Origin of the sequence: Gilliamella apis, from assembly GCF_002142155.1 — a bacterium.
GTDB lineage: Bacteria > Pseudomonadota > Gammaproteobacteria > Enterobacterales > Orbaceae > Gilliamella > Gilliamella apis.
Map to the genome: position 1 here is coordinate 39,608 of NZ_NASD01000018.1, position 13,862 is coordinate 53,469.

Sequence of the window (13,862 nt, forward strand, 5' to 3'; positions counted from 1 at the left end):
TAATGTTTAATTTAGATTTTTCCTATTTAAATGACTAAATTATAGTCTATCGAATCACTTTTTATGTGATTTAAAGAAGTATAATTATTAGAAAAAACTACGCAACAATTTTTTTGCTTAAAAATTGTTAACTTTTGTAAAGATACGCAGCTAGTGTACAAATGAAATTACTATTGGTACATGATATTTCGGTGTTTCTAGATTTTAAAAATCTTAATATCTAAAAACACCTTTCCTCAAAATTTAATCACCCTAAATAGAAATATACCTGTTCTAGAACGCTGAGGATCTTTACCATTAAGGATAGGTGCACACGCCATCATGACCATAATCCAAACTAAAACGATTGATATAACCACTACTAGAAGATACAACAAATTTATCATTACCGATAGAATCACCCGTCCAATAGGCGTGGCCAACGCTTGAATTAGAATTATTCTGCTTACCTTTAGCATTATTGTCGTGATAGTCAGAGTCAAAATTAGCTCCCGTATAGTTATTCATGTAGCCCCACTCCGAAAACAATCCCCCACCAATTCTTCTTTGATAATTATTGTTAGGTGATGATGGTTTAACACCCGCAGCACCTTGGCAATGAGAACCAGAACCTTTGCCATTACAAGATGCGTTAGTTAAATCCTGAACTTTTACGAGACGATAACCGATACTATTGCACCATGACAATGTATTTGAATAGTTATGATAAACAGTTCCACGATTAACGAACCATTTTTTTAATTGAAAACCATACTTAACCACTACATTACCTTTACTATCTTTACCAGCTAATTCAAATGTCTGTGGTAATGTTGGTTTAGTAATACGACCTGGTGAATCTGAGTTCCATTGAGATTCATTCGCGAAAGGACCGGTCAATTTAACATGAATACTGGTACCTGATGAATTAGGTTTTATGGTAACAGTAATACCTCCTCGAGAAATAGGACTCGCCCATGATAAAGAGTTTTTACCTGCCAAATCTAAATAAAAATATAGATTGTTAGCACCAGTTGTTGGGAAATTCAAACCGTAAGATGAAGGATTCATAGACTGCACAATAAAACCTTTATTCGGATTCCACATTGAAGCCGGACCACCAAAATCTATACCACTAATCACCTTATCCGATCCAAATTTCAATTCAGGACGAACAAAGCATAATTTTGGCGGCGCTTTAGGATTAATATAATAAGTCGCACGACTACCACTAAAATCACTACTTTTAGGTAAACCATACCGGGTAGATAATGTACCGCCATCACTGCTCAATACAACTTTATAAGGTGCATTACAAAGATCTAATGCGGTATTACGTGATACTTTTTGATTATTTTTATCGGTAATAGTAAGCTTTAAATTACCAGTAACTGCAATACCATTACTACCTTGACCATCGCCATCATCATCCCTCCAATAATTATAGGGTGCTCCAATAAGCGTATTTAATGCAATTGAATTCGCATTGGTTGGTACTAACATATTAACATTAATTAATGTCTCATTTATATCCGGTAATACAATCGGATTGGTCGACGAATTATTATTTGGCGAATAAGTTCTACCATCAGATAAACTGATACCAAGTAAATTATTCATATCAGTAACGCGAGTTTGACCACCATCAAAGGTTAAATAAGGTGCATTACCATGAATAAAATTTATTGTACTAGCAGTCAAAGCGAAGCTACTAAATGGAAGCGATAAAAAAAGTAGTACTGGAACTAAATAGAGCGGACTCGATAAAAATAAACTTAAAAATAGAGTTGGTTTTACAGGTTTGGTGTTTGGTGTTTGGTGTTAAAATTATAACGCATCGCGACAATCCTGTCAAGTAACTTTATGTTTAATTTAAACTTTTCCTATTTAAATGACTAAATTATAGTCTATCTAATCACTTTTTATGTGATTTGAAGAAGTATAATTATTAGGAAAAACTACGCAACAATTTTTTGTCTAAAAATTGTTAAGTTTTGTAAATAATTGTTCATATACTTATCAAGTAAGTATTTATTTTATAAGATTTAACCGATTGAACATATTATTATTTTTTTGATGTCATTCTCAAAGACTGTTGCTTTTTAATATGATTTCCTAATATTTCTAGGCATCTTAATTATGTAATTTGAAAAAAATAGACACTAATGACTAATACACAATAAAAATCACTATTAATGTAATAACTGTTCATCTTTTTCTAATTGATTTCCTTGATCTTCAGCATTATGTCCTAAAGTTAACCATTAAATATTCATATCGATTTATGATAGCTAATAATGCAATCTTAAGGCATAGAACACGTCCCCCTTAAGGTTGTCTCGCTAGAAAAATTCCTATTTACATGACCATTGTTAGAATAAACTGAAAACTGGATACCATCCGAAGTAATATCGCTAGTCCAATAGTTGTATCGATAATCATCAACACTGGCATTAAAATAAAAATCCATGTACCCCCACTCGGAAAAAAATCCTGAACCGATTCTACGTTGGTAATTATTACCAGTTGATGGTGGTTTAGCCGCGACAGAACCTTGACAATGACTACCGCTCCATACGCCAGTACAAATAGCATTAGTTAAGTCTTTAACCTGTACCATCCGATAACCGATACTGTCACACCATGATAATGTATTAAAATAATTGCGATAAACAGTTCTACGATTAACGAACCATTGTTTTAACTGAAAACCATATTTAATAATTGCATTACCTAAACTATCTCTACCAACCAACTCGAATGTCTGAGGTAAAGAAGGTCTATATATAATACCGGGAGAATCCGATTCCGATTGAATTTCGTTTGCTGCAGGACCTGTTAGTGTAACACGAACATAGGTACCGGAAGAGTTCGGCGTCATGGTAGCAGTTATTCCATCATGAGTAACCGGATCCCATCTCAATGCCCCAACACCACCAATATCTAAATCAAAATATAGATTATTAGCACCAGTTGTTGGGAAATTCAAACCATAAGATGATGGATCTGTAGACTGCACAATAAAACCTCTATTTGGATCCCACATTGAAGCCGGACCACGAAAGTCTATGTCACTAATCTCAGTATTTGAACCATATTTTAATATTGGCCTAGCAAAACAGGTCTTTGGACGATCTTTAGGATTAATATAATAAGTCGCACTACTACCACTAAAATCACTACTTTTAGGTACACCATATTGGGTAGATAATGTACCGCCATCACTGCTCAATACAACTTTATAAGGTGCATTACAGATATCTAATACGGTATTACGTGATACTTTTTGATTATTTTTATCGGTAATAGTAAGCTTTAAATTACCAGTAACTGCAATACCATTACTACCTTGACCATCGCCATCATCATCCCTCCAATAATTATAGGGTGCTCCAATAAGCGTATTTAATGCAATTGAATTCGCATTGGTTGGTACTAACATATTAACATTAATTAATGTCTCATTTATATCCGGCAATACAATCGGATTAGTCGCCGAATTATTATTTGGCGAATAAGTTCTACCATCAGATAAACTAATACCAAGTAAATTATTCATATCAGTAACGCGAGTTTGACCACCATCAAAGGTTAAATAAGGTGCATTACCATGAATAAAATTTGTTGTACTAGCAGTCAAAGCATAGCTACTAAATGGAAGCGATAAAGAAAATAGTACTGAAACTAAATAAAGCGGACTCGATAAGAATAAAGTTGGTTTTACAGGTTTGGTGTTTGGTGTTTGGTGTTAAAATTATAACGCATCGCGACAATCCTGTCAAGTAACTTTATGTTTAATTTAAACTTTTCCTGTTTAAACGACTAAATAATAGCCTATCCAATCACTTTTTATGTGATTTGAAGAAGTATAATTATTAGGAAAAACTACGCAACAATTTTTTGTCTAAAAATTGTTAAGTTTTGTAAAAACAACTATTTTGATGCAGAATGAATTGATATTGATTCTAAGTAATTAGGATAATCTTAAGCTATTTTATCTTTTTAAGATTGATTATTAAAGACAGTTTAATTTTACCAGGATTATTTAACGTTCATTAAATTTTATTAATATAGTTATACTGAAAATTAACCACTATTTGATTAACCAGTTTTTATTAGATATTAACAAACTAGCCTTTGATATTTTCTATCCTTAATGTCCTTGATTGTCAGGGCAATTTAATAGCATAAGCCTTGAAAAAATTATTTTTAACAGTAAAAGAAAATATTGCGAGAACTGATTGTATTTTTACCAACAACTTGAATAGTTATTTGCTTTGATTTAACTAATTTCAAAGTTGTAAAAACCCCTCTCCTCAATTTTTTGCACAGTTTATTTGCATTAATAAAAAAGGTCGCAACTTGCGACCTTTAGTTTTGTGATTTAACGTTATTTTATCTGGCTTGTTTAACAGCTAATCCTAATTGCCATACCGCCATAGCATAATGTGTACTATGATTATAACGAGTAATTACATAAAAATTAGGTAAACCATACCAAAATTGGTAACTATCGCCCATATCTAAACGTAACAAACTAACTTCTTTATGACCTTCTAATGAACTTTTTGGCTTTAATCCTGATTGAGCTAAATGCTCAATTGAATATTTGGTACTAAAACCTGTATCAAGAGAAAGCGCTTGTCCATCAGCAATGACCGCCACTTTTTTATTGCGTTGCCAACCATGTGATTTGAAATAATTTGCCACACTACCAATCGCATCAACAGGATCCCATAAATCAATATGACCATCATGATTAAAGTCAACAGCATGATTTCTAAATGCTGATGGCATAAACTGGCCATATCCCATAGCGCCGGCAAATGAACCACTTAAATCAAAGGGATCTACCCCTTCATCACGACACATAATTAAAAAGTCTTCCAACTCTTTAGCAAAATATTGTGACCGTCTTGGGTAGTGGAATGCTAATGTTGATAATGCGTCAATTATTTTGGTTTTGCCCATTACTCGGCCCCAACCTGTCTCAACACCAATAATACCAACAATGATTTCAGGTGGCACACCATATTCTTTATATGCTCGTTGTAAATCTTTGTCATATTTATTCCAAAAATCGACACCTTTAGGCAAATTATTTGGCGTAATGAATTTATTTTTATACCGAATCCATGCGCCATTAGGTACATTTGAAGAGCCTGATTTAGGTGCTTGCTTATCCATTAGACCAATTACCCAATCAAGTTTGTTTGTCTGCTCTAAAACTGTACGAAGCTGTTGACGATTAAAACCATGTTTTTTTACCATCATGGTAATGAACTTTTCTTTATCAACAGATAAAGGTGCACTAATAGGTTTCGGCTGTTCATGCTGTTTCTCTAAATAAACACCACCTTTTACATCTGAATGCCCTCGATGTTTCTGCATAGGTGTTTTAGAAGAACCGCCACTAGAACAAGCAGCAAGCCATAAAATCATCATGAGACAAATAACGATACGTTGCATAAATCATCCATATTTAATTAATTAAAATAACGGCGACATATTAAATTATTTATTGTTATTTAACAATATTTTGACATTCTTTCCCTTCTGAAATTTGAGCAATATTATTTAATGTTGTATCGGAAATATTTAACAATGCTTCTTGGGTTAAAAATGCTTGATGACCAGTAAACAGCACATTATGGCATGATGATAATCGACGGAATACATCATCTAAAATAACATCGTTAGATTTATCTTCGAAAAAAAGATCTCGCTCGTTTTCATACACATCCATGCCTAACGCACCAATTTTAGTTTGTTTTAAAGCTTCAATGGCTGCGGTTGCATCCAATAAACCACCACGACTAGTATTAATAATCATCACACCATTTTTCATTTTATTAAATGACTCTTTATTGAGTAGATGATAATTTTCTGGTGACATCGGACAGTGTAAAGTAATCACATCGGATTTAGTATAGAGTTCATCTAATTGAACATATTGCGCACCTAATTCAACGACAATATCATTAGGATAAGGATCATAAGCTAAAATATTCATGCCAAATCCTTTTAAAATACGAATAACAGCTTGACCAATTTTACCTGTACCAATAACCCCAGCCGTACGATTATGCATATTAAAACCTGTCAATCCTTCTAAAGAAAAATTAGCATCACGTGTACGTTGATAAGCCTTATGTGTTCTACGATTTAATGTCATCATTAATGCAACAGCATGTTCGGCCACTGCCTCTGGCGAATAAGCAGGAACACGAACTACAGTAATGCCTAATTTCTTAGCTTCAGCCAGATCGACATTATCAAAACCGGCACAGCGTAAGGCTAATATTTTAATCCCATAATGAGCTAATTTTTGTAATACTCGTTTATCCACTTCATCATTCACAAACACACATACAGCATCATATCCTTCAGCAGTAACCACTGTTTTATGACTTAATTTATGCTCATAATATTCAATTTCAAATCCAAAATGCTTATTTGCGATTTCTAGATGTTCTTTGTCGTAATGTTTACTGCTAAAAACAGCAACTTTCACAGTTTTCTTCATAATGGCTACTCCCTTTAAGATAAATTGATGTATTGTTTTGATTTTAAATGATGATTGAAACACATTGTCACATGCTAATTTTGACAACATTGAATGCTGAGTTTTGATTTATTTTGATTTAATTGGCTATTTTAGCCTTGAAAACTGGGCATCAACAAATCTACATATATAGTAAAACGTTTTATGATGGCTTTAGCAATTACTTTTTTTATTATTATGCTATGATAGCACTTCCCTAAAAACTCACCAATAATGTTATGTAATGAATAACCCGCAAAATTCTATTTTCAAAACTATTTTTAATACAAAAATGCTAATCTGCATTTTCACAGGTTTTGCGTCAGGATTGCCTTTTTATTTATTAATACAACTATTACCTGCATGGCTAGCTAGCGAAGATATCAACATAAAAACTATTGGGATTTTATCTTTAACCCAGATGCCATATATTTTCAAATTTCTCTGGGCACCATTTATGGATAATATTTCTCTATTAAAACTTGGGCGACGTCGAGGTTGGATGTTTATATCACAACTAGTTTTACTTTTTTCGATTGCGATTTTAGGTATTTTGTCACCAACATTAGATATTTGGTTAATCGCTAATATCTGTTTTATTATCGCACTCTTTTCAGCAACCCAAGATATTGCTTTAGACGCTTTTCGGCGTGAATTGTTACTCGATAATGAACTTGGATTAGGTAATAGTATTCATACTAATGCTTATCGTATTGCCGGATTGGTACCTGGTTCACTATCATTAATACTATCAAGTTATTTACCTTGGAACAGTGTTTTTCTCATTACCGCATTATTTATGTTACCAGCGATTATTATGACATTACTGGTTAAAGAACCAATTAATCAAATTCCTAAAACTCATAGTTTGGATGAAATTATTATTAAACCTTTTAGTGAATTTATTACACGCCAAGGTGTTAAAAGTGCCGTATTGATTTTAGCTTTTATCTTTTTATATAAATTAGGGGACAGCATGGCGACATCTTTAGCTACCCCATTTTATCTAAATATGGGCTTCAGCCGTTTTGATGTGGGTTGGATTGCTAAAAATGCATCATTATGGCCAAGTGTGTTAGGAGCTCTATTTGGCGGTATATTAATGATAAAAATAGGAATTAATCGCGCTTTATGGTGTTTTGGCTTTGTCCAAGTTATCTCTATTTTAGGTTTTGCTTGGTTATCAATCGAAGGACCTTTTGATGAGATTAATACTCATCAAAAAATTTTATTAGCATTAGTAATAGGATTTGAAGCATTAGGTGTTGGCCTTGGTTCAGCTGCTTTTGTTGCCTTTATTGCTAAGACCACTAATCCATTATATACCGCAACACAGTTTGCGTTATTTACCAGTATTGCCTCTATTCCTCGAACACTTATTAATTCGACAACAGGAATTATGGTTGATTATTTAGGCTGGACAAGCTTTTTCGGTTTATGTACGATGTTAGCGATACCTGGTATGGTGTTATTATTAAAAGTAGCACCATGGAATTTAAAATCTTAGGAGACTTTATGGACAAACTATCTCTAGCATTCGAGTTTAGACATGCTTGTAAACTGTTTGATGAATCAAAAAAAATTAATCATACAGATCTTGAAGCAATTTTAGAGGCTGGTCGTTTATCTCCTTCATCATTTGGGATGGAGCCTTGGCATTTTGTAGTTGTCGATAATGCAGATATTAAAACTGAATTACGTGCTGCTTGTTATAACCAAGAGCAAGTTACTAGTTGCTCACACTATGTGATTATACTTTACCGTAAAGCCAATAACTTTACTTCACAAAGTCATTATTTACGTCAAGCGGTAGCAAGAACGTTACCTAATCAAAATGATCAAACCGCCATTGATATTGCTTGCCAAGATTTTATTAATTTTACTAAATTTGGCTTAGCAAATGGTTTAACGGTAAATCATTGGTCAGAAATGCAAGATTACTTAGCGGCAGCAAATATGATGACAGCAGCGGCTTATCATGGTATTGATTCTTGTGCTATTGGTGGATTTGAACATGATAAAGTCATCCAGATTTTAGAAAAACATATTCCACAGTTTAGTGGTGAAACTTTTGGCGTTGGACTCTGTTTAGCATTTGGTTATCGAGTTAATGAGCAACAACCGCATATTCGTTGGTCACTTCAAGATGTGACGACTTATTTATCATAATCAATAACAAAATCTCTTCTGTCGCCAATTGGCGGCATGAAGATCAAAGCCTAAAAACTCATCATCAACGTATACAGTATTTCAACATCAGTTGATAACGACTGCAAAATAAATTCAATACCAGATAAAATATTACCTATTTGTGGATCACTAATATTTTTTGCGTGGAATTTGGAGTTTTTACCCATTTTATTTCAGCTAACAGAGCGTTCACTGTTTATTGTGAGGATGTGATCATAGTATTTGCTTTTAAATAAAACTGATTTAATCTCATTATTATTTAATAAAAAATAATTTTTAAGATCTAATTGAAAACTTAAAAAATTAATATAAACAACACAAAACGTATAAAGAAAAACCTAATTAAAAAAATAAAAATATAAAGAAATAAAAAATTCAATAGCGATTCAAATTATCAATGCTACCTATCGCTATGATAACCAATTTTTTTGCACGATAATGCTTGATAATGTTAGACTTATCAACTATAAATTGCGCTAACCGTATTTAAATTAGCCAGAATATCAGAATAAAGAAGGATATAACATGAACACCAAACATGCCCGCTTATTGATACTAGGGTCAGGACCTGCTGGCTACACAGCTGCTGTTTATGCTGCACGAGCAAACTTATCACCAGTATTAATTACTGGTACACAACAAGGTGGACAACTGACTACAACCACCGAAATAGAAAACTGGCCTGCTGGCGATCCAGAACTTACCGGACCAGAATTAATGATAAAAATACAACAACAAGCAGAACGATTTAATACAGAAATCATTTTAGATCATATTGATCGTGTTGACTTTAGCCAAAAACCATTCAAACTTTTTGGTAGTGATACCGAATATAGTTGTGATGCATTAATCATAGCTACAGGCGCATCAGCACAATATCTTGGTTTACCATCGGAAGAAGCGTTTAAAAGTAAAGGTGTATCAGCTTGTGCTACTTGTGACGGTTTTTTCTATCGTAACCAAAAAGTTGCTGTTGTCGGTGGTGGTAATACAGCTGTTGAAGAAACTCTCTATTTAGCCAATATCGCTAGCGAAGTTCATTTGATCCATCGTCGTGATAGCTTTAGGGCTGAAAAAATATTAATGGACCGTTTAGCTGAAAAAGTGCAAGAAGGTAAAGTTATATTGCATACTCATCAAATTATTGATGAAATTCTAGGTGATAATATGGGTGTGACAGGTGTTAGAATTCGTAGTAGCCAAGATCCCAATATTAGCGAAGAAATTAATGTAATGGGCGTTTTTATTGCTATAGGTCACAAACCTAATACTGCTATTTTTGACGGCCAACTTGAACTAAATAATGGTTATATAAAAGTACAATCAGGCACTCAAGGTAATGCAACTCAAACTAGCATTGAGGGTATTTTTGCTGCCGGTGATGTTATGGATCATATTTATCGACAAGCAATTACATCGGCTGGAACGGGATGTATGGCAGCGTTAGATGCTGAACATTATTTAGATAATTTAAAATAGAATCAGCTAAATAATATGTCTTTAGATAAACAACGCCAAACTTATTTACTTAACTGGTTAAAACAACACACCAAAATACACAAGTCAGATTTACGTGCTTCGGTTTTGACTGGATTTATGTTAAGTATTTTAATGATTGCTCAAGCAGCTTTTTTGGCGATTATTTTACAAAGATTAATTATTGAACAACAGTCTTTTTTGACGGTTATTCCTTACTTTTTATCTTTAATTATCATTTTACTGGCTCGAGGATCGTTAATTTATCTTCGTGAAAAGATTAACTTTGCTTTAGGGCAAAAGATCCGTAAGCAAATTAGACAAAAATTAATCGATCAGTTTGAATTGTTTGGTCCAGCTTATTTAAATCAAAGCACTACCGGAGCATGGAGTACGTTAGTTATTGAACAAGTCGATAATTTACATGACTTTTTTGCCCGTTATTTACCGCAAATGCGTTTAGCCAGCATGGTACCAATATTAATTTGTATTGCTATCTTCCCTTTCAACTGGGCTGCGGCCGTTATTTTACTTTGCACCGCCCCCCTGATCCCTATTTTTATGATTTTAGTGGGAATGGGAGCAGCTGACATTAATCGACGCCATTTTAAAGCGTTAGCTTATTTAAGTGGCCATTTCTTAGATCGATTAAAAGGACTTAACACCATTCGTTTATTCAATCAAGGTGAACAACAAACGGAAGAAATCGCTCAAGCATCTGAAGATTTTCGAGTTAAAACCATGCAAGTGTTAAAAATGGCCTTTTTATCCTCTGCTGTGTTAGAGTTTTTTACCTCAATTTCAATTGCTATTGTGGCAGTCTATTTTGGTTTTTCATATTTAGGCGAATTTGATTTTGGCGCCTATAATGGAACTGTTACTTTATTTGCTGGTTTTTTTGCACTAATTTTAGCACCTGAGTATTTTCAACCCTTACGAGATCTCGGAGTCTATTATCATGCTAAAGCCGAAGCTATTGCTGCTGCTGATAATATCGAAACTTTTTTAAATAAAAATTTACCGCAACAAGTTGATAACGCTCAGCCAAAAAATAACTTGAACCAATTGCAAGCAAACAATTATCTAGATATTGGAGTTTTAAAAACAATTGAAGCCAAAGATCTGATCGTACTATCCAATGAAGCTCTGCCAATTGTTGGGCCACTTAGCTTTTCATTACATGCGCCCTTTAAACTAACCTTAATTGGCACTAGTGGTGAAGGAAAAAGCTCGCTCATGCAAGTATTACTTGGATTTTTGCCTTATCAAGGTTCACTCAAAATTAATGGTATTGAATTTAATCATTTAGATTTAAAGAGTTGGCAACAACAAATCAGTTGGATTGGCCAAAATCCTTATCTCATTAACGGTTCGATTCGTGAAAATATTCTACTTGGTAAACCCACAGCAACCACTAATGAGCTTGATGAAGTGATAGCCAAAGCACAATTATCTGATGTTATCGCTAAACTGCCTGAGGGAGTGGAGACACAGGTCGGCGAAGATGCAGTTCGATTATCAGTAGGACAAGCCCAACGTGTAGCGCTGGCCAGAGCAATGCTAAAACCTTGCCAATTACTAATCCTAGATGAACCAACCGCAAGTTTAGATAAACAGACAGTAGAATTGTTAGCACCATATGATATTGCCACTAACAGTATTACCATAACTCATCAACATGATGATATGCATGATTTTGAGCAAGTTTGGAAACTGTCAAAAGGACAAATTAACGCCATTAAGGAGAGTTCATGCTAACGCTATTACGTCCTTATATTGCACTTTATAAGCACTACTTTTGGCAAATCGTTATTGGACTTGGTTTATCTATTCTTACGCTATTTGCCAGTATCTTTTTGCTCTCATTATCGGGATGGTTTTTAGCCTCTACAGCCGTTGTTAGTGTTGCCGGTTTATATACCTTTAATTACATGTTACCTGCAGCTGGTGTACGAGCAGCAGCAATTACCCGAACAGCATCACGCTATGTAGAGCGTTTAGTTGATCATAACACTACCTTTAAAATTTTAGCTTATTTAAGAACGTTAGCATTTAGAAAGATTTTACCACTCAGTGCTAACCAATTAGCTCAATATCAAAAAGCTGATTTACTTAACCGTTTTATTGTCGATATTGATGCACTTGATCATCTATATTTAAAACTATTTTCACCGATTGTTACAGCATTAGTCATAATTTTGTTGCTGTTTGTCGGGCTAAGTTATATCAATTTACCCATTGCCTTAATCATTACTATCGTGTTAACAATTACCTTACTCGCTATACCTGTCATTTTTTATCATGCAGGCAAACAGTTAGGAGAAACATTAGCTAAACAACAAAGTGAATATCGGGCGTTATTAATTAATTATTTACAAGGTCAAGCTGAACTAACGTTATTTAATGCGCAACATCGTTACCGTACAAAACTAGATAAACTTGAATCAGACTGGCTTTTTCATCAACAACGTCAATCAACATTAATGGCACTATCAAGTGCACTCGTCGTATTGATTGCTGGTTTTTTAACTTTATTGGTGCTGTGGTTGATTACTCAATACACATTATCACCTTTAGTTGCCTTATTTGTTTTTGTTTGCTTGGCTAGTAGTGAAATTTTAGCGCCCATTCCAGGAGCATTTATCTTTTTAGGGCAGGTATTAACATCCGCAACACGCACAACAGTCTTATTTAACCAAACACCTGATATCAAATTTATTGAACAAGGCAAAACTATTGATTTATCTATTGCTAAACTACAATTCGATGACATTAGTTTTAGTTATCCTCATCAACCTTTTACTATTTTAAGTCACTTTTCATTAACCATTAATTCCGGTCAGCATGTTGGTTTAATAGGTAAAACTGGCTGCGGCAAATCAACACTGCTTAATTTAGTTACTCGCACATGGGAACCAAATTCCGGCAAAATTTTGATCAATGATATTCCGGTTGATCAACTCGATGAAACCACACTTAGACAAATCATTGCGGTTGTACCTCAGGTTATTACTATTTTTAGTGATACACTTAAACAAAATTTGCTAATTGGTAATCAACAGGCATCTGACCAACAGTTGATCGATGTATTACATCAAGTTGAACTATCAAAATTATTAGCGAACGATCAAGGTTTAAATTTACCATTAGGACAAGGTGGGCGCGCTCTATCAGGCGGCGAAATTCGTCGTATCGGTATTGCTCGAGCATTATTACATAATTCACCACTGATCCTAATGGACGAACCAACTGAAAGTCTTGACCAACAAACCGAACAGCAGATCATCAAGCTGATTAAACAAACCTGTAAAAATAAAACATTACTAATGGTCACCCATAGATTAACCGATAGTCCCTTGTTTGATCGAGTAGTTGAGTTGTAAGTATTAATATTTCATCCATTTATCAACCCTTTTGAATTCAAAAATTCAGCTCCGTAAATTTTTGAGGTTAAAAAGTGCGTTCTTCAAAGATATGCTATGCAGTCAATTCTATATTCGATGCTTTATTTATTAAAGGCAGAACGCAACTTATTGTATTTATACATTTATTGATAGGTACAATTTGTTGCGTTGTATTTGCCAGATTATCAATCGTTAACTTTATAGAATTAATCTCCACGGCATATCGCTCTTTTGTTAAAAATAGCCATATTAATAATATTAGAATTTCC

General features: G+C 33.9%; 11 protein-coding genes. 5 read left to right on the top strand and 6 right to left on the bottom strand.

What is annotated here, in order from left to right:
- Nucleotides 1-297: 297 nt before the first annotated feature.
- From B6C84_RS08810 to B6C84_RS08825, 4 genes are all read right to left on the bottom strand, one after another.
- Nucleotides 298-1,680 (bottom strand): hypothetical protein, encoded by a 1,383-nt coding sequence (locus tag B6C84_RS08810; RefSeq protein ID WP_086354216.1) that lies wholly within the window; start codon nt 1,678-1,680, stop codon nt 298-300.
- A gap of 604 nt (nt 1,681-2,284) precedes the next feature.
- Nucleotides 2,285-3,619, bottom strand: coding sequence for a hypothetical protein (locus tag B6C84_RS08815; RefSeq protein ID WP_086354215.1), 1,335 nt, complete (start codon nt 3,617-3,619; stop codon nt 2,285-2,287).
- 755 nt (nt 3,620-4,374) lie between these two features.
- Nucleotides 4,375-5,448: a lytic murein transglycosylase B gene (mltB, locus tag B6C84_RS08820; RefSeq protein WP_065613446.1), complete on the bottom strand. Its 1,074-nt coding sequence runs from the start codon at nt 5,446-5,448 to the stop codon at nt 4,375-4,377.
- 55 nt (nt 5,449-5,503) lie between these two features.
- Nucleotides 5,504-6,493, bottom strand: coding sequence for a 2-hydroxyacid dehydrogenase (locus tag B6C84_RS08825; protein WP_065613502.1), 990 nt, complete (start codon nt 6,491-6,493; stop codon nt 5,504-5,506).
- Between the two features lie 274 nt (nt 6,494-6,767).
- Between B6C84_RS08825 and B6C84_RS08830 the strand changes: the two genes are divergently transcribed.
- Nucleotides 6,768-8,030 (top strand): AmpG family muropeptide MFS transporter, encoded by a 1,263-nt coding sequence (locus B6C84_RS08830; RefSeq protein ID WP_086354214.1) that lies wholly within the window; start codon nt 6,768-6,770, stop codon nt 8,028-8,030.
- An 8-nt stretch (nt 8,031-8,038) separates the two neighbouring features.
- A complete protein-coding gene (locus B6C84_RS08835; RefSeq protein WP_034902787.1) occupies nt 8,039-8,692 on the top strand; it encodes an NAD(P)H-dependent oxidoreductase in 654 nt (217 codons plus the stop codon).
- Between the two features lie 50 nt (nt 8,693-8,742).
- Here B6C84_RS08835 and B6C84_RS11590 read toward each other — a convergent pair whose 3' ends face one another.
- On the bottom strand, nt 8,743-8,880 hold the full coding sequence (locus B6C84_RS11590) for a hypothetical protein (protein ID WP_165755155.1): 138 nt from the start codon (nt 8,878-8,880) through the stop codon (nt 8,743-8,745).
- A 358-nt stretch (nt 8,881-9,238) separates the two neighbouring features.
- Here B6C84_RS11590 and trxB point away from each other — a divergent pair, with 358 nt between their 5' ends.
- From trxB to cydC, 3 genes are read left to right on the top strand one after another with little or no spacing between them, the layout of a single operon-like run.
- Nucleotides 9,239-10,192: a thioredoxin-disulfide reductase gene (gene trxB / locus B6C84_RS08840; protein WP_086354213.1), complete on the top strand. Its 954-nt coding sequence runs from the start codon at nt 9,239-9,241 to the stop codon at nt 10,190-10,192.
- A 15-nt stretch (nt 10,193-10,207) separates the two neighbouring features.
- Nucleotides 10,208-11,947 carry a heme ABC transporter permease/ATP-binding protein CydD gene (gene cydD / locus B6C84_RS08845; protein WP_086354212.1) on the top strand — a complete coding sequence of 580 codons (1,740 nt, stop codon included), beginning with the start codon at nt 10,208-10,210 and terminating at the stop codon, nt 11,945-11,947.
- On the top strand, nt 11,941-13,572 hold the full coding sequence (cydC, locus tag B6C84_RS08850) for a heme ABC transporter ATP-binding protein/permease CydC (RefSeq protein ID WP_086354211.1): 1,632 nt from the start codon (nt 11,941-11,943) through the stop codon (nt 13,570-13,572). The genes cydD and cydC overlap by 7 nt, the downstream gene beginning before the upstream one ends.
- A 94-nt stretch (nt 13,573-13,666) precedes the next feature.
- Here cydC and B6C84_RS11665 read toward each other — a convergent pair.
- Nucleotides 13,667-13,862 (bottom strand): hypothetical protein (locus B6C84_RS11665; protein ID WP_217332122.1); only part of this gene is annotated, 196 nt, incomplete at its 5' end.

What these genes read in the sequence shown, in the direction of transcription:
- mltB (WP_065613446.1), bottom strand. Translation starts at nt 5,448, where the DNA reads ATGCAACGTATCGTTATTTGTCTCATGATGATTTTATGGCTTGCTGCT.
- B6C84_RS08830 (WP_086354214.1), top strand. Translation starts at nt 6,768, where the DNA reads ATGAATAACCCGCAAAATTCTATTTTCAAAACTATTTTTAATACAAAA.
- B6C84_RS08835 (WP_034902787.1), top strand. Translation starts at nt 8,039, where the DNA reads ATGGACAAACTATCTCTAGCATTCGAGTTTAGACATGCTTGTAAACTG.
- B6C84_RS11590 (WP_165755155.1), bottom strand. Translation starts at nt 8,880, where the DNA reads ATGGGTAAAAACTCCAAATTCCACGCAAAAAATATTAGTGATCCACAA.
- trxB (WP_086354213.1), top strand. Translation starts at nt 9,239, where the DNA reads ATGAACACCAAACATGCCCGCTTATTGATACTAGGGTCAGGACCTGCT.
- cydD (WP_086354212.1), top strand. Translation starts at nt 10,208, where the DNA reads ATGTCTTTAGATAAACAACGCCAAACTTATTTACTTAACTGGTTAAAA.
- cydC (WP_086354211.1), top strand. Translation starts at nt 11,941, where the DNA reads ATGCTAACGCTATTACGTCCTTATATTGCACTTTATAAGCACTACTTT.